The organism is Raineyella fluvialis, from assembly GCF_009646095.1.
Taxonomy (GTDB): Bacteria; Actinomycetota; Actinomycetes; order Propionibacteriales; family Propionibacteriaceae; genus Raineyella; species Raineyella fluvialis.
In genome coordinates, this window is record NZ_CP045725.1 from 1,075,652 (window position 1) to 1,095,266 (window position 19,615).

Sequence of the window (19,615 nt, forward strand, 5' to 3'; positions counted from 1 at the left end):
GTGCCCCGTCAGACCTTGGCCCGCGCCATGGCGCCCGACCGCAGGTAGACGACGACGGTCAGCAGCACCGCCAGCAGGTAGAAGGCGATGAACCCGTCGAAGGCGTCGGTGTAGGCACCGGTCGCCCGGCGGGAGGCCGCGAGGGCCTGCGGGATGAGGAAGCCCCCGTACGCCCCGACGGCCGCGATCAGCCCCAGCGCGGCCGAGGACATGCGTTCCACCGACACGGTGCCGCCGGCGGTCCGCCGCTCACCACGGGCGCGGTAGACGGCGGGGATCATCCGATAGGTCGACCCGTTGCCGATCCCCGCCGCGATGAACAGGGCCAGGAACAGCAGCAGGAAGGGCAGGAAACCGGCGCTGCGCGGGGTGACCGCCAAGGCGGTGGCGAGGCCCGCCATCGCGGCGAAGGCGAGCACGGTGATGCGCGCGCCGCCGAGCCGGTCGGCCAGCTTGCCACCGTACGGTCGGGACAGGGAGCCGACCAGCGGGCCGAGGAAGGACAGCGACACGGCCACGGTGCCGACCGCGACGGTCGAGTAGGTGGGGAACAGGTCGGCGATGAGCTTGGGGAACACCCCGGAGAAGCCGATGAACGACCCGAAGGTGCCGATGTAGAGCAGCGACAGCAGCCAGAAGTGGGGTTCGCGGATCGCGGCGAGCGAGCCGGCCAGGTCGCCGCGGGCGTGGGACAGGTTGTCCATCCAGCGCATCGCGGCAGCGGCGGCCAGCAGGATCAGCGGGACCCAGATCCATCCGGCCAGCGGCAGGCGCAGCGTGCCGGCGGCGCCGATGCTGATCACCAAGGGGACGACCAACTGCGCGACGGCCGCGCCGAGGTTGCCGCCGGCGGCGTTGAGCCCGAGCGCCCAGCCCTTCCGTTCGGCCGGGAAGAACCAACTGATGTTGGCCATCGACGAGGCGAAGTTCCCACCGCCGAAGCCGGCCGTGGCGGCGACGAGCAGCAGCCCCCAGAACGGCGTCTCGGGCCGCGACAGCACCGCACCCATACCGATCGTCGGGATGAGCAGGAGCAGGGCGGACACCACCGTCCAGTTGCGGCCGCCGAAGCGGGGGACCATGAAGGTGTACGGGACACGCAGCGTGGCACCGACCAAGGACGGCATGGAGATCAGCCAGAACAACTGGCTGTCGGTGAGGTGGAAGCCCGCGCCGGGCATCTTCACCACGGTGATCGACCAGAGCTGCCAGACGATGAAGCCGAGGAACTCACAGGCGATGGACCAGCGCAGGTTGCGGGCCGCGATCCTGCGCCCCTCGCCCTCCCACTGGACGTGGTCCTCGGGGTCGTACCCGTCGATCCAGCGGCCGGATCGTACGGACAGCGCGGCGGGGTGGTGCCCGGGGGGCGCGGAGGTGGCGGGGGGCGCGTGCTGGTCGGTCACCCCGGGGGTGGCCGGCTGGGGGGTCTCGTCGACGATGCTCATGGGGAGGCCTTCCGTACGTCGCGGGGTTTCGTGACTGGCTGGGGATGGTCAGGCGGCGAGGGACACTTCGACCCAGCCGTCGACCAGGCGGGTCGGGTGGACCGGCAGGGCCAGGGCGGGGTCCCCGACGCAGCGGCCGGTGGTGAGGTCGTAGACCTGCTTGTGCAGGGGGGAGGCGACGGTCGGCCGATCGGCGCCGTCGACGCGGGTCGAGCCGGTGATGCCGCGGGCGATGACGCCGGCCCCGGTGGCGGGGTCGACGTGGCCCACGGCGTGCACCCCGTCCTCGAGGAGGAAGAGGGCGACCTGGCGTCCGTCGACGAGGGCGGCCTCGCCGAAGCCCGGTTCGAGATCGGCGACGCGGCAGATCCGGCGCCAGTCGACGGCGTCCGCGGTGTCGGGGATGAGGGTCTGGGTCATGACGGCTCCCGGTGATCTGGGGGTTGCGGAGTGCTTTCGACGCTAAGGACGGGCTGTTACGCGCTCCGTCGCCGCCGGTGAACGCGGCGTTACAGGCCTCTCTCGCCGTGCGGCCGATGCCGTGAACTCGATGTCACGGAGCGGTGACGACAGCGGAACCGCGATGTGACGGCCGCTTCCTAGCGTGGAGTCAGGCCCGATAACCCCAGGAGGACCCATGACCCCCACGAGCCCGCACCCCACCGGTCCGATGGTCGGACGCCCCGCAGGCAGCCGCCACCTCGTCGTCGTCGGCGGAGGTCCCGCGGCCCACCGTGTCGCGCGCTCGCTGGCCGAGGCCGTCGACGCGGGTCGTACGGTCGGCTCCCCGGTGCACGTCACCGTGATCAGCGAGGAGCCGGCCCTGCCGTACGACCGGGTCGCCCTCTCCACCGCCCTGTCCGCCCCCGACACCGACCTCACCCTCGGCGATCCCGGCCTGTGGGAACGCCCCGACGTCGACCTACTCACGGGCGAGCGGGTGCTGGCGATCGACCCCGAACGGCGGCTTGTCACGACGACCCTGCAGGAGGTGGCGTACGACGAACTGGTGCTGGCCACCGGGTCGTACGCCTTCCGTCCGCCGATGCCGGGCGCGGAGGCCCTGCACGTCTACCGAACGCTGGCCGACATCGCCACGCTGACGGGCGAGGCCGAACGCCTGCGCGAGGAACTCGGCCGGGCGCCGCGGGCCGTCGTCATCGGTGGCGGCCTGCTCGGCCTGGAGGCGGCCGCCGGCATGAAGCACCTCGGCTGCGAGTCGGTCGTGCTGGAACGGGCCGACCGGCTGATGGCCACCCAGCTCGACCTCGGCGGCGGCGAGGCGCTCTCCCGACTGGTCACCCCGACCGGGATCGCCGTGCGGGCGGGTGTCACGACCACGCACGTCGAGGTCGTCGACGGTCGCGTGGTCGGCATCGGGCTGGAGGGCGAGGACCTGCTGCCGGCCGACCTGGTGGTGGCCGCCATCGGCGTACGTCCCCGCGACGAACTGGGACGCGAGGCGGGCCTGGAGATCGGGCCGCGCGGCGGCATCATCATCGATGCGGCCTGCGCGACCTCGACGCCGCACGTCTGGGCCATCGGCGAGGTGGCCTGCTTCGAGGGCCGTTGCGTCGGCCTGGTCGCCCCGGCCACCGCGATGGCCGACGTCGTCGCGGATCGGATCACCGGTGGCGCGGCGACCTTCGAGGGCTTCGACACCTCGACCAAGCTCAAGCTCTCCGGTGTCGACGTCGCGTCGTTCGGCGACGCGTTCGCCACCACGCCCGGCGCGCTGGAGGTGGTGTACGCCGACCCCGCCCGGGGCCTCTACCAGAAGCTGGTGGTCTCCGACGACGCCGGCACGCTGCTCGGCGGAGTGCTCGTCGGCGACGCCTCGGCGTACGCGGCGCTGCGTCCCCTGGTCGGACGGAAGCTCCCGGCCGAGCCCGCCGCCTACCTCGCCGCCGGCGGGGAGGGGGTGCCCGACACGGACCTCCCCGACGACGCGATGCTGTGCTCGTGCAACGGCGTGGCGGCGGGCACGGTCCGGGCCGCGGTGCGCGGTGAGCTGGGCGACCCGTGCCACGACGTGCCCTCGCTCAAGGCCTGCACCAGGGCCGGGACGACCTGCGGCTCCTGCGTCCCGTTGCTGAAGAAGACCCTCGACGCGGAGATGGCCGCGCAGGGCCTGGAGGTGTCGACCGCGCTGTGCGAACACTTCCCGATGCCCCGGGCGGCGCTGTTCGAGGCCGTGCGGGCGCTGCAGCTGCGCTCGTTCGAGGAGATCCTCGATCGGTTCGGCACCGGGCTGGGCTGCGACGTCTGCAAGCCGACAGTCGCGTCGATCCTGGCCACCCAGTACGACGAGTACGTCCTGGACGCCGGCCGGGCCGGGCTGCAGGACACCAACGACCGGGCGCTGGCGAACATGCAGAAGGACGGCACCTACTCGGTCGTGCCGCGGATCCCGGCCGGCGAGATCACCCCGAGGGCCTCGCGGTGATCGCACAGGTCGCCCAGGACTACGGCCTCTACACGAAGATCACCGGCGCGCAGCGGATCGACATGTTCGGCGCCCGGCTGGAGCAGCTGCCGGACATCTGGAAGCGGCTCGTCGACGCGGGGTTCGAGTCCGGGCAGGCGTACGGCAAGTCGCTGCGGACGGTGAAGTCGTGCGTCGGCAGCAGTTGGTGCCGCTACGGCGTGCAGGACTCGGTCGCCATGGCGATCGACCTCGAACTGCGCTACCGCGGCCTGCGCTCGCCGCACAAGCTGAAGATGGCCGTCTCCGGCTGCGCCCGGGAGTGCGCCGAGGCCCAGAGCAAGGACGTCGGCGTGATCGCGACCGACAAGGGCTGGAACCTGTGGGTCGGCGGCAACGGCGGGATGACCCCGCGCCACGCCCAGTTGCTCGCCCAGGACCTGAGCGACGAGATGCTGATCAGGTGCATCGACCGGTTCCTGATGTACTACATCCGCACGGCCGACCGGCTGCAGCGTACGGCTCGGTGGATCGAGGAGCTCGACGGTGGGCTCGACCACCTGCGCGAGGTCGTGGTGGAGGACTCGCTGGGTATCGGCGCCGACCTCGAGGCGGCGATGGCCCGGCACGTGGAGCACTACCAGGACGAATGGGCGGCGACGCTCAACGATCCGGAGCGGCTGCGCCGGTTCCGGTCCTTCGTCAATGCGCCGCTCACCCCCGACGACGGCCCGGCGTACGTGGTGGAACGGGGTCAGCGCCGCCCGGCCACCGCGGCCGAACGCGCCGGTGTGCTGGCCGAGGGCGTCGAGGCGTACGAGGCGCCGGCGCGCGAACCGGTGCTGCTGGCCGGGCCGCTGCTTCCGGTCGGGTCGCACCTGCCGGTCGGGTCGCAGACGGGACGCGATGGCGGCACGGCTTGATGGGCCTCCGCCGGGATCCGTACGCTGCGATCAGTGCCACTTCCGGGAGAGGGGACCGACCGATGAGCCAGGCCGAGACCCGCGGCTCCGGGCCTGACGCGCTGCCGCTGCTCGGGTTCCGGATCGGGGTGACCGCGCACCGGCGCGCCGAGGACCTGATCGCGGCCTTCGAACGACGCGGGGCGGTCGTGCTGCACGTTCCCGTGCTGCGGATCGGCCCGGTGGCCGAGGACACCGCGCTGCTGGCCGACACCCGCCAGGTCCTGGCCACCCCACCTGACATCACCATCGTGTCGACCGCGTACGGCATGCGCCGGTGGGCCGAGGCAGCCGACGCCGCGGGGCTGATGGACGACCTCGTCGAGGTGCTGGGCCGGTCCCGGCTGATGATCCGCGGGACGAAGGCCCGTGGGCAGGTCCGGGCCCTCGGACTCGACGACGCCGGGGCGCCGGACGGCGAACTGACCGCCGAACTGGTCGACCTGGCGCTGGCGGAGGGGGTGGCGGGGAAGACGATCGTCGTGCAACTGCACGGGTACACCGACCACCACCAGCTCGAGCGGCTGCGGGAGGCCGGGGCCACCGTCCTGGCCGTGGAACCGTACCGGTGGTTGTCCGGGGAGGACCTCGCCCCCTGGACCAGCTGATCGAGACCGTGGCCCGCGGCGCACTGGACGTCGTGACGTTCACCAGCGCACCGGCCGTGGATGCCCTGCTCGATCGGGCCCGCGACATCGGCGCGCTGGACGGGCTGCTCGAGTCACTGCGCTCCGGCGAGGTCGTCGCGGCGGCGGTGGGGCCGGTCACCGCGGGACCGCTGGAGGAGCTCGGCGTGCCGGTGCAGTACCCCGACCGGCACCGGATGGGCGCGATGATCAAGGAGGTCACGGACTTCCTCACCACTGCCCGCTGCCGGATCGTCGCCACCGGCGCCGGCCCCTTGGAGTTGCGCGGCCATGCGGTGATCGTGGACGGTGAGCCCGTCGACCTGTCCCCGGGATCGATGCGGATCCTGCGTCGCCTGGCGGCGACACCCGGTCATGTGGTGAGCCGAGAAGACCTGTTGGCCGAGCTGTCCCCCGGCACCACCCCGCACGCCCTCGACGTGGCGGTCAATCGACTGCGCGCCGCCCTGCCCGACGGGCGCGTGGTCCGGACGATTCCACGGCGGGGCCATCTGCTGGTGGTGGATCCGGCGGGTCTGGGCTGAGCTTCCGCCACCCGGTAAGGATCGTCGGCTCGAGCACCACGGCCAAGACTCTGCAACGGTCAGCGGTGTGATGCCGAGCACATCGCGCCTAAGAGGGTTGCGTCTGCGGACAAACGGGGCGGTGTGGGTGTTCGACCCCCAGAACATCATCGGCGAACCCGCCACCTGGTGGTGGAACCCCCTGTCCTACGTCACCGGCATCGCCCAGGCCGAGGAAATGGCCGCCCTGTTCGCCGCCTCCAGCAAGGACGCCGATGCCAGAACCGACGCCTACTTCGACACCGCCGCTTCGAACTACCTCGCCTGCCTGCTCCTGGCCGCCGCCACCGGTAACGAACCCATCACCACCCTCTACCGGTGGGCGTCGAACCCCGACGACGAAACCCCCGCCCTCATCCTCCGCATGGCCGGACACACCGGCCCCGCGACCACCCTGTTCGCCATCATCGCCCTCTCGGAGCGCCAACGCGACGGCGTCATCGGGACCGCCGCCAAGATGCTGACCTGGCTCACCAACCCCGACCTGCTGCCCTGGATCACCCCCGGGGCAGGTGAGCGGCCCGAGTTCCGGCCCGACGCGTTCGTGCGCTCCACCCAGACCCTCTACCTGGTCTCCATGGAAGGACGCGGCACCGCCCGCGCCATCGCCGCCGCCCTCACCGTCGCCGTCGTCAGAGCAGGCGAGCAGTACGCCTCCCACTCCCCCGGCGGCCGACTCCCCGTCCCGCTGATGGTCATCCTGGACGAGGCCGCCAACGTCGTGCGCTGGCCCGACCTCCCCGACCTCTACTCCCACTTCGGCTCCCGCGGGATCGTGATCTCCACGTTCCTGCAGTCCTGGAACCAGGGCGTGGCCGCCTGGGGCCGCGACGGCATGGAAAAACTCTGGTCCGCCGCCAACCTGCGCGTCATCGGCGCCGGCATCGCCCAAGCCGACTTCCTCACCAACACCTCCCGCCTCATCGGCGACCACGACGTCGTCCGCCACGACACCTCCACCTCCGGCAAAGGCGGCGGCATCTTCGACTCGGGGCGCTCGACCTCGACCCGGCTGCAACGTGAGTCGATCTTCGAGCCCGGCGAACTGGCCTCCCTGCCCCGGGGACGGGCGGTCATGCTCTCCTCCGGCGCCCCCGCCGCCCTCGTCGAACTACGGCACTGGAGCACCTGCGACTACGCCGACCAGGTACGGGCCTCCGAGACCTACTACACCAACCTCGCCACCCAGAAGGCACCATGAGCGACCCCACCAGCCAGGAGACGACCAGCGAGAAGGCGACCAGCCAGGACGCCGCTGCCAACGAGATGACGCAGTCACCTCTGCAGGCGGCCGAGGAGGCTCTGCGCGCCGCACGGGCCGCCCTCGACGACGCTGTGGCCAACGGGTCCTCGGCCGACGTGCTCACCGCCCAGGACGTCGTGGACCGGGCACAAGCCCAGGTCGACGCCCTGCGCACCGGCGCCATCGAGGCCGACAACGCCGCCTACAGCGCCACCGTCGCCGACGACCTCGAACAGGCCACCGCCGATGAGCACCCGATGCTCTACTCGAACTCGGCCGACTGGCTGGTCGGCTACATGCTCCCCATGTGGCGACGCGGACCCGAAGCCCGCTGGTGCACCAAATGGTGGCTCCACGCCGAGGCCTACACCCGCATCGAAGCCCTCTGGCGCACCTGGGAAGCCCTCCGCTACGAAGGACCCCACGGCATCGCCACCTGGCTCCTCACCTACGCCGACCCCCTCATGCGCGAACTCACCACCCCCACCGGACCCGTCCGCAAATGCCACCCCCTCACCGGCGAACACGACCAACTACCCGCCTGGACCGCCGAACCACCACCCCCGGCATCTTCAACTGAAAGGAGACACAAGATGGACCTTGGTTTGATCACGTCGGGGGTCGGCCGGGACGCGCTCATGTGGGCTTTCAAGACTCGAGCCCAACTTCTCAGGGCCCAACTGAACGAATGGGACGACCTCGACCAGGCCGTCGAGCGGGTCACCGACATAGAACGACGAACAGGCGTCAAGCTGCCCGCTGCGAAGGCGGGCCTCCGTGACGAGGCAGCACGCAAGCTTGCTCACCGGCTGGTCTGGAACGACTGGATCGCGGGGCGACATGCCATCTGGCGGTGGGTCGAGGGGATCTTGCTGGCCGTTGGGGGCCTCTCGTTCTTGGTGGGTGTGTTCCTTCTCTCGTTGCCCCACCCCGCCCGCGGCTTCCTGGCTTTGGTCGGCACCGTCATCATGGCGGCCCCCTCGGGATGCACTGGTTGGTGGGAAAGACGCCGAAGCTGAAAGACAAAGAGAACAAGCTGTACAAGGCACTCAATGGGGATGCCCCCGAACAGGCCAGCACCCCCGAAGAGCCCAGCGCCCTCCAAGAACGTTTGAGCACCGAGAAGATGCCCGACGCCACCACCGAACTCCCCGAAGCTCTACCGCTTGGCTAACCCCCAGTCCGACCACTAGCGTGCGAGACCTTGGGGCGACTTCACCAGGGTTCTTGCACGTTCGTGGTGCGATCAAGAACTCCCGGCAGCAGCACTGACCCGGTCTATATTCCTCTCGGTGTGAGCGAATCCATACGGTCCCGTACAGGGCTGTCGGTTCGTTCGAACCTGGGCTGAGCCACTCCTCGGTAGTGTCTGCCTCGATCGTGTGGGCGAAACTTGGGGGCTGGTCATGCGGAAACTCGGCGTTGCGATTTATCAGCTCCTAGCTGCTTTGCTGCGACGAGTTGTCGCCCACGCCTGGGGAGAGCGGCACCACGCGGCGGCTCCCAGGGGCCGCAGGCGGATATGGATCGAGCTGATCACTCTAGATCGCCCCCGTCGCATGGAACGAATCTTCAAGGCCGTGCTGACCAGCTTGCTCGCTGTCGCTCTATTCCTGCCGGGTTCGGTCGGCACTGCAATCACCAGTGCCAGTGCAGCTCCTGGCGCAACCATTCCAGTGGTGGGGTCGCTGAGTCCCTCGACCGGTTCGACCTCGGGTGGGGTCCTGGTCACGATCACCGGCACCGGCCTGACCGGGGCGACCTCAGTGATGTTCGGCAAGACCGCGGGCACCCAGATATCCGTGATTTCCGACACGAGCCTGAGTGTGCTGAGTCCAGCCGCGTCCGCCGGGACTGTCGACGTGCGCGTGACGACTCCCGGCGGAACATCACAGAAGAGTAAGGCCGACTCGTTCACGTTCGTGCCCGCACCAGTACCGACCGTGGGGTCGCTGAGTCCCTCGACCGGTTCGACCTCGGGTGGGGTCCTGGTCACGATCACCGGCACCGGCCTGACCGGGGCGACCTCAGTGATGTTCGGCAAGACCGCGGGCACCCAGATATCCGTGATTTCCGACACGAGCCTGAGTGTGCTGAGTCCAGCCGCGTCCGCCGGGACTGTCGACGTGCGCGTGACGACTCCCGGCGGAACATCACAGAAGAGTAAGGCCGACTCGTTCACGTTCGTGCCCGCACCAGTACCGACCGTGGGGTCGCTGAGTCCCTCGACCGGTTCGACCTCGGGTGGGGTCCTGGTCACGATCACGGGCACCGGCCTGACCGGGGCGACCGCGGTGATGTTCGGCACCGTGGCAGCCACCAACGTCGTGGTGGTCTCTGACACCCAACTCACCGCGACCAGCCCCGCGATGAAGACCGCGGGCGGCATCGACATCACCGTGACCACCCCCGGCGGGACCACCGCCACCACCCCCACCGACCGGTTCACCTTCGCCGATGTTCCGACCCTGACCCAGGTCTCCCCGGCAGCGGGCCCGACCGCGGGAGGGACCACCGTCACGATCACCGGCACCGGCCTGACCGGGGCGACCGCGGTGATGTTCGGCACCGTGGCAGCCACCAACGTCGTGGTGGTCTCTGACACCCAACTCACCGCGACCAGCCCCGCGATGAAGACCGCGGGCGGCATCGACATCACCGTGACCACCCCCGGCGGGACCACCGCCACCACCCCCACCGACCGGTTCACCTTCGCCGATGTTCCGACCCTGACCCAGGTCTCCCCGGCAGCGGGCCCGACCGCGGGAGGGACCACCGTCACGATCACCGGCACCGGCCTGACCGGGGCGACCGCGGTGATGTTCGGCACCGTGGCAGCCACCAACGTCGTGGTGGTCTCTGACACCCAACTCACCGCGACCAGCCCCGCGATGAAGACCGCGGGCGGCATCGACATCACCGTGACCACCCCCGGCGGGACCACCGCCACCACCCCCACCGACCGGTTCACCTTCGCCGATGTTCCGACCCTGACCCAGGTCTCCCCGGCAGCGGGCCCGACCGCGGGAGGGACCACCGTCACGATCACCGGCACCGGCCTGACCGGGGCGACCGCGGTGATGTTCGGCACCGTGGCAGCCACCAACGTCGTGGTGGTCTCTGACACCCAACTCACCGCGACCAGCCCCGCGATGAAGACCGCGGGCGGCATCGACATCACCGTGACCACCCCCGGCGGGACCACCGCCACCACCCCCACCGACCGGTTCACCTTCGCCGATGTTCCGACCCTGACCCAGGTCTCCCCGGCAGCGGGCCCGACCGCGGGAGGGACCACCGTCACGATCACCGGCACCGGCCTGACCGGGGCGACCGCGGTGATGTTCGGCACCGTGGCAGCCACCAACGTCGTGGTGGTCTCTGACACCCAACTCACCGCGACCAGCCCCGCGATGAAGACCGCGGGCGGCATCGACATCACCGTGACCACCCCCGGCGGGACCACCGCCACCACCCCCACCGACCGGTTCACCTTCGAGAGCGCCTGCGGCAGCACCTACTCCCAGTTTGTGGACGTGTACGGAGCGATCACGTCGAACACCGATTGGGGGCCCGAATGTGCCAATGTCTACGTGCTCCACGGAATTGTCGGTGTGGCCCCCGGTGTCCAGCTCACTCTTGAGCCGGGGAGCTTGATCGAGGCAAACAGCGACGGCTCCTTGCAGGTCGGCGGCACGCTGACCATATCCGGCAACGGAGCATCGCCTGTGGTGGTCACATCCACAGGCGACGCCTCCGGCGGTCAGCCCATTCCCAACGTCGCTTACCCGCCCCCAGCGAGCACAACCTGGGGAGGCGTGAATGTGTTGGCTGGTGGTGTGGCCCGGGTCTCTGGGGCCAGCATCCGATACGCGAGTTACAACGGGCTGAGCGTCGCCAATGGCGGATCCGCCGACGTGACCGGCTCCCAGTTCATCAGCAACGGAACCGGGATCTCGTTCGATCCGGGTAGCAGCGGGTCGGTGACGGGGGACCAGTTCACCGGAGGTACCACCGGCCTGGTCGTGACAGATGGCGCCAACGTCACCATCGACGCTGACAGCTTCACCGCAATGCAGACCGGCATCTCCTTGTCGAACCCGGCCACGATCGTGTCGAACTGCACCTTCGACACCATCAACGCCGACACGATCAAGGTGAGCACGTCCTCGCCGTTCGATCCGGCCAAGATCACCCAGGGCAACACCGCCACCAACTCCCCCATCAACGGCGTCCACCTCAAAGACCCCGTCTTCGCCGACGGAGCCACACTCTTCGGCCGCCCCGGGTGGGGCCTCGTCCTCTCCAACGCATCCGGGTCCACGGTCAACGTACCCGCCGGTTCTTCCGTCACGGTCCCCGCGGGGGCGGTCATCAAGTTCCAATTCCTGGACCACTGGCCCTTTGGTGCGGATCGGGGCGTCCTCGCTGTCGCGGGTGTTCTCAACGTCAATGGGACGTTGACCAAGCTCAACGACGACACCGCCGGCGGCCCCATCTCCACCACCGTCACCTACACGGACTCCTACTACGGCTCGCACTTCCAAAGCGTCGACGTGTTGGCTGGTGGTGTGGCCCGGGTCTCTGGGGCCAGCATCCGATACGCGAGTTACAACGGGCTGAGCGTCGCCAATGGCGGATCCGCCGACGTGACCGGCTCCCAGTTCATCAGCAACGGAACCGGGATCTCGTTCGATCCGGGTAGCAGCGGGTCGGTGACGGGGGACCAGTTCACCGGAGGTACCACCGGCCTGGTCGTGACAGATGGCGCCAACGTCACCATCGACGCTGACAGCTTCACCGCAATGCAGACCGGCATCTCCTTGTCGAACCCGGCCACGATCGTGTCGAACTGCACCTTCGACACCATCAACGCCGACACGATCAAGGTGAGCACGTCCTCGCCGTTCGATCCGGCCAAGATCACCCAGGGCAACACCGCCACCAACTCCCCCATCAACGGCGTCCACCTCAAAGACCCCGTCTTCGCCGACGGAGCCACACTCTTCGGCCGCCCCGGGTGGGGCCTCGTCCTCTCCAACGCATCCGGGTCCACGGTCAACGTACCCGCCGGTTCTTCCGTCACGGTCCCCGCGGGGGCGGTCATCAAGTTCCAATTCCTGGACCACTGGCCCTTTGGTGCGGATCGGGGCGTCCTCGCTGTCGCGGGTGTTCTCAACGTCAATGGGACGTTGACCAAGCTCAACGACGACACCGCCGGCGGCCCCATCTCCACCACCGTCACCTACACGGACTCCTACTACGGCTCGCACTTCCAAAGCGTCGACGTGTTGGCTGGTGGTGTGGCCCGGGTCTCTGCAGCCAGCATCCGATACGCGAACAACGGACTAAACGTGGCCAGCGGCGGATCCGCCGAGGTAACCGGCTCCCAGTTCATCAACAACGGAACCGCGGTCACTGTGGCCGGCGTCTTGGAAGCTACTGGCGTGGACGTGCGCAACACCGGGACCGGAATCAAGGCAGTCTCAGCCTCACGAACGCTATTTCGTGGCTCGTTCACGCAAGTGAATACAGGAATCTCAGCTGATGATTCTTCTTATGTCGATGCTCGCGACGTGAATTGGGGGGCAGCTTCTGGTCCTGCTCCAACTGGGGCTGGCGCCGCAGCGATCGGACCAGTCCTCTATTACCCTTGGAGCGGCTATACTGCTCCCGTAGTAGCACCCATCGCAGCAACGACTAACGTTCCGAATGTATCGACATGCTCAAACATTCTCGCTTTCGGTCTACGTGGATCGGGCGAGTTGCCTCAATGGAGCGGTCAGGTGGATAATGGACTAGAAGCGGCATATTTCAGCACATGGGAGGAGGGAATGGGGAAACCTGGCCAGACTGCCTACGACGCCTACAAATCAGTAGCGCAGGCCAAGGATCCCTCGCTCACAATCGAACAAATCGGAGTCAGGTATGAGGCTAAGCCGGTCGCAGTCTTGCCGTGGGAGTTCCAGCACAGCATTGATGATGGAGTGGCAAAGACGCTGCAGTACCTACGAGATGCTCACGACAGGTGTGGCTACGCTGGCCAGCGCTACGTGCTTATCGGGTACTCACAAGGTGCTGCCGTGATCCATAAAGCACTGACCCAGCTCACGCCGGAAGAGCTCGACCTGATCCAAGGGGTGATTCTAGTTGGCGACGCAGGACGTCAGCCCGACGCGCGTGAGCATCTCTTCGAAGGGCTGGACGCTTCCGGGAATCTGAAGGTGGCCGGTTGGTGGGTCGCTGGCGCGAACGGCATGCTTGCACTGCAAACTCAGGGCATCCCAGACAGTCTGACCTCCAAGACCTACTCGTTGTGCCACGCAGGAGACCCGATCTGCACGATGACACCCACCAACGGAATGGGTGTGTGGCTGCAAATGGCGCTCCAATGGCCCAGCCACACCGGTTACTCGGAGCCCGAACTCGCAGCCTTGACAGAGGAGATGTTTCGCAGCTACTAGAACGTCCATCCCTGCGCCGCCACGAACTGCGGCAGCGTCAAGCACGGCACGTCCATGGCTTCGCACACGTCTGGGATTCGCGGCTTGGTCAACTTGCCGCTCCGCGTCTCCTGCGTGACGACTGTTCCCTCGTGGGCGAGTGCGAGGGCGATCACGAAGGGATCCGCGCCGCTCTTGTTACTTCCCAGGCTGATCAGTTTCGGATGGGCATCCAAAACTCTTGACGTGGCCTCTTGGACCTCGCGGGTTAGCGGCACGAAGAGCCCCTTCTGTGCCCGCACCCATTTGGCCGTGTCATCGTCGTGTCGGGACACTTCCCGCTTCACCTCATCCACCGCACGCACTAGCCCTGAGGCGATCATCACCTCGATGTTCTTCCACACGCCGAGGAAGGCGGAGGGGATGAAGATGTCACGCCGCCCGTTGATGAACGCGCCGGAGTCGAACGAATAGTAGGGCAGCAATTGCTTCATCCTCTAGGAACCGGACACCTCGGCCAGTCGGGCAATCTGCCCCACTTTGGCGTCCAAGTACTCGGCGGCAGTGGTGCTGTCGATCAAGGAGCGTCTATGCGCACCTGCGACGGTCCTGACATATCCCTTCCCAAGATCACGAGCCTTGGTGAAGTAGAACGATCCACCCGAGGGCCTCTTCTTGACTGCGGCGGATCCTTGCTGCGCTTCCCTGAACGCTTGATAATCGGCCAGCGATACTTGCTGGAGGGTGACCAGCCGTCGCAGAAGTGCCTCGACGCTAACACCAAACGGCCTGGCGGCCTCGATGAGGTCTCCCAAAATCCATGGATCGCCTGGGTGGTGTTGCCTGACAAGCACGGAGCCCAGGACACTCTCGCGGGGCATCAGGATCTCAGCAGCGAGGGCGTTGCAGCGGGCTTCCAATCGACGGTCCTCGGTGACTGCGTACTGGTCGGTGGTCATATCGCACAGGCCCTCCGTGTGGAGCAGGAGGTGCATGTACTCGTGGAGCAGTGAGAAGAGCCTGCCGCGGGGTGCGTCCGCACCATTGAGCATGATGACAGGCACCTCATCGAAATAGAGGCTGAATGCACGCATCTCTTCCACAGAGACGAGCCCACCCTGCGTAGACATGACAAGAACACCCGCATCCTCCAGCGCCCGCGTCCAGTAGCCGAGGTGGCTGTACTCGTCAGACGATGCTGTGGGTACCTTCAAGTCCACGAGGCTCATGAGACGCCGGCGGACGCTCTCGGCAAGCTGCTCGTCCGTTCCACGAAGTTGCGACAGGCGCCAATCGCTGGGTGGCCTTTCCTGGTCCAGCTCCGCGAGCTCCAGGAGAACATCTCTTTGGAAGTGGGCACGGCGATACTCCCCGTGCAGCGCGGTAGACCACCCACCCGATTGACTCGGACCCAACCGGCGGAAGTTCCGCAGAGTCTCGTATCCCTCGGGCGGTTCGGGCAGGTAGAACACCGCCAAGGGCCGACGATAGACCGTGGTGGCCTTGCGCAGTTGCGTGATCGTGGGACGTTTTTGACCCGCTTCCCACGCTGCAATCAAGTCCTCAGGGACGCCAATCTTGCGCGCGGCCGCAATCGGCTGGATATTTGCGCTGGTGCGCGCCCACTTCAGCAACTCCGGCTTGACGTAGGCGGAGATCGAAGGCATGTAGCCAGTCTCTCCCAAAGCTCTAACATTTGTTCCGCGTTAAGTAACTTCGCAGCCAGAGGAGTCGGTCCGGCCACCCCGGCATGGCCCAGGTGATCGGCAGTTGGACTCAAGCCGGCGACGGGGGCGCTCCCACGTCAGCCTTCACTGCAGGTCTCGCCGTACGTCCCGCCGGTCAGGACGGATTGGGTGAATATTCGGTCTGAGGGGCACCACCAGTAGTGGGTTCGAGCGCCACCGTCCGGGTGACGGGTTAGTTGGCTTGAGCGCCGGGGTTGGCGTGGTTCAGCGCCATCCTGTCAGGCTCCTTCTGCCATGCGCCTACCGCATGGCAGAAGGAGTATCGCAATGGTACGAAGGATTCAGGCGAAGTCAGTGCTTCGTCTCCGGGCCGAGGGCCTGTCAGGGCGAGCGATCGCCGCGTCCCAGCAGATGTCGCGTCACAGTGTCGCGGCGGTGATCGACGCCGCGCAGGAGGCCGGGGTCGGCTGGGACGACGTCGCCGACCTGCCCGAGGCCGAGGTGTATGGCCTGTTGTTCCCGGGCCGGGGTGAGCATGTCAGTGTGTTCAGCGAGCCGGACTGGGCCGGGGTCCACCGGGAGTTGGCCCGGGTCGGGGTGACGCTGCGTCTGCTGCACGCCGAGTACGTCGACGCCACGACCGGTGCTGGCCAGGTGGCGATGGGCTATGACCGGTTCTGCAAGTCCTACGGCCACTATCTGCTGGTGACCGGCGCCTCTTCGCGGGTTGGTCACAAGGCCGGCAGGACCGTCGAGGTCGACTGGTCGGGCCCACCATGAAGCTCACCGACCCGATGGCCGGGACGACGCAGAAGGTGTACTTGTTCGTGGGGTGTCTGCCGTTCAGCCGGTATGCGTTCGTGGAGCCGGCCCAGGACATGCGCCAGGACACCTGGCTGCGGGCGCACGTGGCGATGTTCGAGTTCTTCGGCGGGTCGGTGCCCCGGATCGTGTCGGACAACCTGAAGACCGGCGTGATCACCCATCCCCGGGAGGGTGAGATCGTGCTGAACGACGCCTACCGCGAACTCGCTGCCCACTACTCGGCGGCCGTGCTGCCGGGGCGGGTCCGCAAGCCGAAGGACAAGCCGAGCGTGGAGAACACGGTCGGCAACATCGCCACCGCCGTGATCGCCGCGCTGCGCGCCGAGACGTTCACCAGCCTGGCGCAGTTGCGGGCGGCGATCCGGGAACGACTGGCCGACTACAACGCCGCACCCTTCCAGAAGCGCGCGGGCTCACGGGCCTCGGTGTTCACCAGCGAGGAGGCGCCGCTGCTGCGGCCTCTGCCGGCCGTGGCGTTCGAGATCTCCGCCTGGGTCCGGGGCCGGCGGGTCGGGCGCGATGGGCACGTGGTCTGGGCGCGCAACCGGTACTCGGTGCCGTTCGTCCACATCGGGACCCATGTCGACCTGCGCGTCACCGACACCACGCTGGAGGTCTGGCGCCACGACGAACGCCTGGCCTCCCACCCGCTGCTAGCGGCCACGGCGGTCAACCAGTACCGCACCCGGCCCGCCGACCTGCCCGACGGCAAGCCCTGGCGCGAATGGGACCCCGACCGGGTCAGGGCCTGGGCGGGCCGGATCGGCCCCGACACCACCACCGTCGTGGATCGGATCTTCGCGTCCGTGACGGTCGACGAGCAGGGCCTGGACCCGGCCCTGGCCGTCCTGCGCCTGTCACGGCGCTACTCCGCGGCCCGGCTGGAAGCCGCCAGCCGGATCGCGCTCACGGCGGGCATCCGCTCGCCCCGCTACGCCCACCTGCAGCCGATTCTGGCGACCGGGCAGGACAAGACCCGCCCCGACCACACCCCACCACCGCGCGAGAGCGCCGACGCCGGGTTCGTCCGCGGGGCCGACTACTACGCCGGAGGGGCCCGATGAGCGCCCTGGACATGGAGACCAAGCGCAAGCTGCGCGAGATGGGCGCGGCCGACCTGGCCGCCGCGCTCGAAGCCCAGGACGAGGCCCTCACGATGGATCTGCCGTTCGCCGAACGGGTCCGGCTCGCGGTCGACGACGCGCACGGCGCGTTCACCGACACCAAGGTCGCCGGCCTGATCCGCCGGGCCGGGCTGCGCTACCCGCACGCCGACCTACGCGCCCTCGACCTGATCGAGCAACGTGGCCTGGACCGCACTGTTCTGGCCGAACTGGCGACCTGCCGGTTCATCACCGCCAACCGCAGCGTGGTCCTGGAAGGCTTCACCGGCTCGGGCAAGTCCTACCTCGCCTCCGCGCTGGCCCGCAACGCCTGCCACCACCGGATCCGGGCCCACGTGATCCGGATGCCCGACCTGGTCGAGGCCTGGACCCTGGCTCGCGACCAGACCCAGGGCGCCACCAAGTTCCTGCGCAAGTACGCCGCGTTCAACCTCCTCGTGCTGGACGAGTGGCTCCTCGACCAGCCAGACGAGGCCACCCGGACCATGCTGCTCGAACTGATGGAACGCCGCCACGACACCGGCTCCACCGTGTTCGCCACCCAGTACCCCAAGAAGGACTGGCACCAGCGCCTCGGCGGCGGAGTCCGCGCCGACGCGATCATGGACCGGATCGTCCACACCGCCATCTGGATCAACACCGGCACCATCAATATGCGCGAACGAGCGGCCCGGACCCAGACCCCCTGACCCCCGGTGAGCGCCAGCGGCACCCACCCACGCCGCTGGCGCTCTCCCGCACGACCAGGTGGCGCTCAAACCCGATAACCGGTGGCACCCAGCGTCCAGAACGGGTGGCTCTCAGACCACCAAATACTCAATTGGGCGCCCCTGTTGGACGTGAGGTCACCCCGAGGGGGTGCGACCCACTTCCGGCTGGAGGTCCTGAAGAGGCGCATGGGGGGAGCGTCTCCCCAGGACCAGATTGAGTGTAGTGAGTCGATCGATCAGCCTCGTCGTTGGATCGATGTGGCGCCTGACACGGAGTTCGGTCAGGAGCTGATCTTATAGGCGTCGCACGCCACAAAGCGATGTCGCCGCTGTCGCAACCCGGCGCGGAGAATGCCACGGCTCTTGCCACGCTCAGCCCCTCCCGGCATCAACGTCATCCTTGTGGCCGGGCACGTGGACAGGTAGAAGGCACCCACTGATGAGTAGGCGAGGCCGAACCTTCCCCATCGTGGGTCGATGAACTCGTCCGGCGCTTCGCCCAGATAGAGGTTGCCCTGGCGACGCTGGCAATCCTGACCATGGTTAGCCTCAGTCAGGACCGCTGGCCACGACACGCTGCCAGACCCACGGCGCGATCGATACGGGGAATTCGATGAATGTGTAGGCAGCCCGCAACTGGGGAGACAATAGGTAGACCGCCCAGAATGCGAGGACAACCAAAGCCGTCAACATGACTGCCGCAGTGCGCTCATCCTCATTCAAAGCATCCTTGGCGTTCGAGGATCTGCTCGCTGCCGCCAGCGAGGCGGCAGCAGCGATCTCCAGAGGGGGTGCAGTAAGCCCCGCCTCTTCCGCCAAGTCCCCGGGCACCAGATCTTCAGGGAAAGAGCCATCCGCCAAGAGACGATCCCAGGTCGCATCTTCCAGGCCAGCCACCCTCGACCCGCCCGGAGCGGACGAGTCGGTTCCACCGACCGTCTTCGACAGCGCAGCGAACGCATCCTTCATGATCGTGGTCGTGTCGAACCCGGCCAACGCCCCCTGCATCAACTTGGACGTGTTGAAGAGGTTGGCCACGGTCGCCGTCGTGTCGAACCCGGCCAACGCCCCCTGCATCAACTTGGACGTGTTGAAGAGGTTGGCCATGGTCGCCGTCGTGTCGAACCCGGCCAACGCCCCCTGCATCAACTTGGACGTGTTGAAGAGGTTGGCCACGGTCGCCGTCGTGTCGAACCCGGCCAACGCCCCCTGCATCAACTTGGACGTGTTGAAGAGGTTGGCCATGGTCGCCGTCGTGTCGAACCCGGCCAACGCCCCCTGCATCAACTTGGACGTGTTGAAGAGGTTGGCCACGGTCGCCGTCGTGTCGAGCCCGGCCAACGCCATGCTCGCCCGAGAAGCGGGAATTTCGGACTGCCTCGTCTGTTGAGACTTGGAATCAGCAGCCTGATCACCCGGCTGTCTGTGTTGGTAGCAGAACGGATCCCCCGGCCGCTTGCATCGTCGCCCGGACCTAGTTACTGCTTGACATCTACTGTGCTCCGGTTCGACGAGCTCGTCCATGCCGGGACCATAC

At 67.8% G+C, this 19,615-nt stretch carries 13 protein-coding genes and 1 pseudogene; 9 read left to right on the plus strand and 5 right to left on the minus strand.

The genetic code is table 11. The features are described 5' to 3' along the window. Positions 1–8 precede the first annotated feature (8 nt). The gene (locus tag Rai3103_RS04965; protein ID WP_153571649.1) at positions 9–1,448 is read right to left on the minus strand and encodes an MFS transporter; all 1,440 of its coding nucleotides are present in this window, start codon (positions 1,446–1,448) and stop codon (positions 9–11) included. Between the two features lie 48 nt (positions 1,449–1,496). After that, a complete protein-coding gene (nirD, locus tag Rai3103_RS04970; protein WP_153571650.1) occupies positions 1,497–1,868 on the minus strand; it encodes a nitrite reductase small subunit NirD in 372 nt (123 codons plus the stop codon). 217 nt (positions 1,869–2,085) lie between these two features. Between nirD and Rai3103_RS17515 the strand changes: the two genes are divergently transcribed. The 7 genes from Rai3103_RS17515 (at position 2,086) to Rai3103_RS04995 (ending at position 13,752) form a co-directional block, all read left to right on the plus strand. Beyond that, positions 2,086–3,894, plus strand: a complete 1,809-nt coding sequence (locus tag Rai3103_RS17515; RefSeq protein WP_228489181.1) for an FAD-dependent oxidoreductase — start codon at positions 2,086–2,088, stop codon at positions 3,892–3,894. Continuing rightward, positions 3,891–4,796 (plus strand): nitrite reductase large subunit NirB family protein, encoded by a 906-nt coding sequence (locus tag Rai3103_RS17520; protein WP_228489182.1) that lies wholly within the window; start codon positions 3,891–3,893, stop codon positions 4,794–4,796. The genes Rai3103_RS17515 and Rai3103_RS17520 overlap by 4 nt, the downstream gene beginning before the upstream one ends. A gap of 62 nt (positions 4,797–4,858) precedes the next feature. Further along, positions 4,859–5,443 carry a uroporphyrinogen-III synthase gene (locus Rai3103_RS04980; RefSeq protein WP_277873000.1) on the plus strand — a complete coding sequence of 195 codons (585 nt, stop codon included), beginning with the start codon at positions 4,859–4,861 and terminating at the stop codon, positions 5,441–5,443. 32 nt (positions 5,444–5,475) lie between these two features. Continuing rightward, a complete protein-coding gene (locus Rai3103_RS18415) occupies positions 5,476–6,006 on the plus strand; it encodes a winged helix-turn-helix domain-containing protein (protein WP_277873002.1) in 531 nt (176 codons plus the stop codon). A 70-nt stretch (positions 6,007–6,076) separates the two neighbouring features. Then, complete coding sequence (locus tag Rai3103_RS04985; RefSeq protein WP_228489292.1) at positions 6,077–7,246, plus strand: type IV secretory system conjugative DNA transfer family protein; 1,170 nt, start codon at positions 6,077–6,079, stop codon at positions 7,244–7,246. Beyond that, entirely contained in the window at positions 7,243–8,307 is a 1,065-nt protein-coding gene (locus tag Rai3103_RS04990; RefSeq protein WP_153571652.1) for a DUF4913 domain-containing protein, read from the plus strand. The genes Rai3103_RS04985 and Rai3103_RS04990 overlap by 4 nt, the downstream gene beginning before the upstream one ends. Positions 8,308–8,847: 540 nt before the next feature. Then, the gene (locus Rai3103_RS04995) at positions 8,848–13,752 is read left to right on the plus strand and encodes an IPT/TIG domain-containing protein (protein ID WP_153571653.1); all 4,905 of its coding nucleotides are present in this window, start codon (positions 8,848–8,850) and stop codon (positions 13,750–13,752) included. Here Rai3103_RS04995 and Rai3103_RS05000 read toward each other — a convergent pair. Next, positions 13,749–14,225, minus strand: a complete 477-nt coding sequence (locus tag Rai3103_RS05000) for a DUF4411 family protein (RefSeq protein WP_153571654.1) — start codon at positions 14,223–14,225, stop codon at positions 13,749–13,751. The genes Rai3103_RS04995 and Rai3103_RS05000 overlap by 4 nt on opposite strands. 3 nt (positions 14,226–14,228) lie before the next feature. Continuing rightward, positions 14,229–15,398 (minus strand): XRE family transcriptional regulator, encoded by a 1,170-nt coding sequence (locus tag Rai3103_RS05005; protein WP_153571655.1) that lies wholly within the window; start codon positions 15,396–15,398, stop codon positions 14,229–14,231. Between the two features lie 348 nt (positions 15,399–15,746). Here Rai3103_RS05005 and istA point away from each other — a divergent pair. Together istA and Rai3103_RS05015 are read left to right on the plus strand one after the other, a co-directional pair. Then, positions 15,747–17,308 (plus strand): annotated as a pseudogene (istA, locus tag Rai3103_RS05010) (IS21 family transposase). Further along, complete coding sequence (locus Rai3103_RS05015; protein ID WP_153571656.1) at positions 17,305–18,057, plus strand: ATP-binding protein; 753 nt, start codon at positions 17,305–17,307, stop codon at positions 18,055–18,057. Before istA ends, Rai3103_RS05015 begins: the two are co-directional and overlap by 4 nt. 570 nt (positions 18,058–18,627) lie before the next feature. On the opposite strand, the gene Rai3103_RS05020 is transcribed toward Rai3103_RS05015, so the two are convergent. Next, positions 18,628–19,602: a hypothetical protein gene (locus Rai3103_RS05020; RefSeq protein WP_153571657.1), complete on the minus strand. Its 975-nt coding sequence runs from the start codon at positions 19,600–19,602 to the stop codon at positions 18,628–18,630. Positions 19,603–19,615 lie beyond the last annotated feature (13 nt).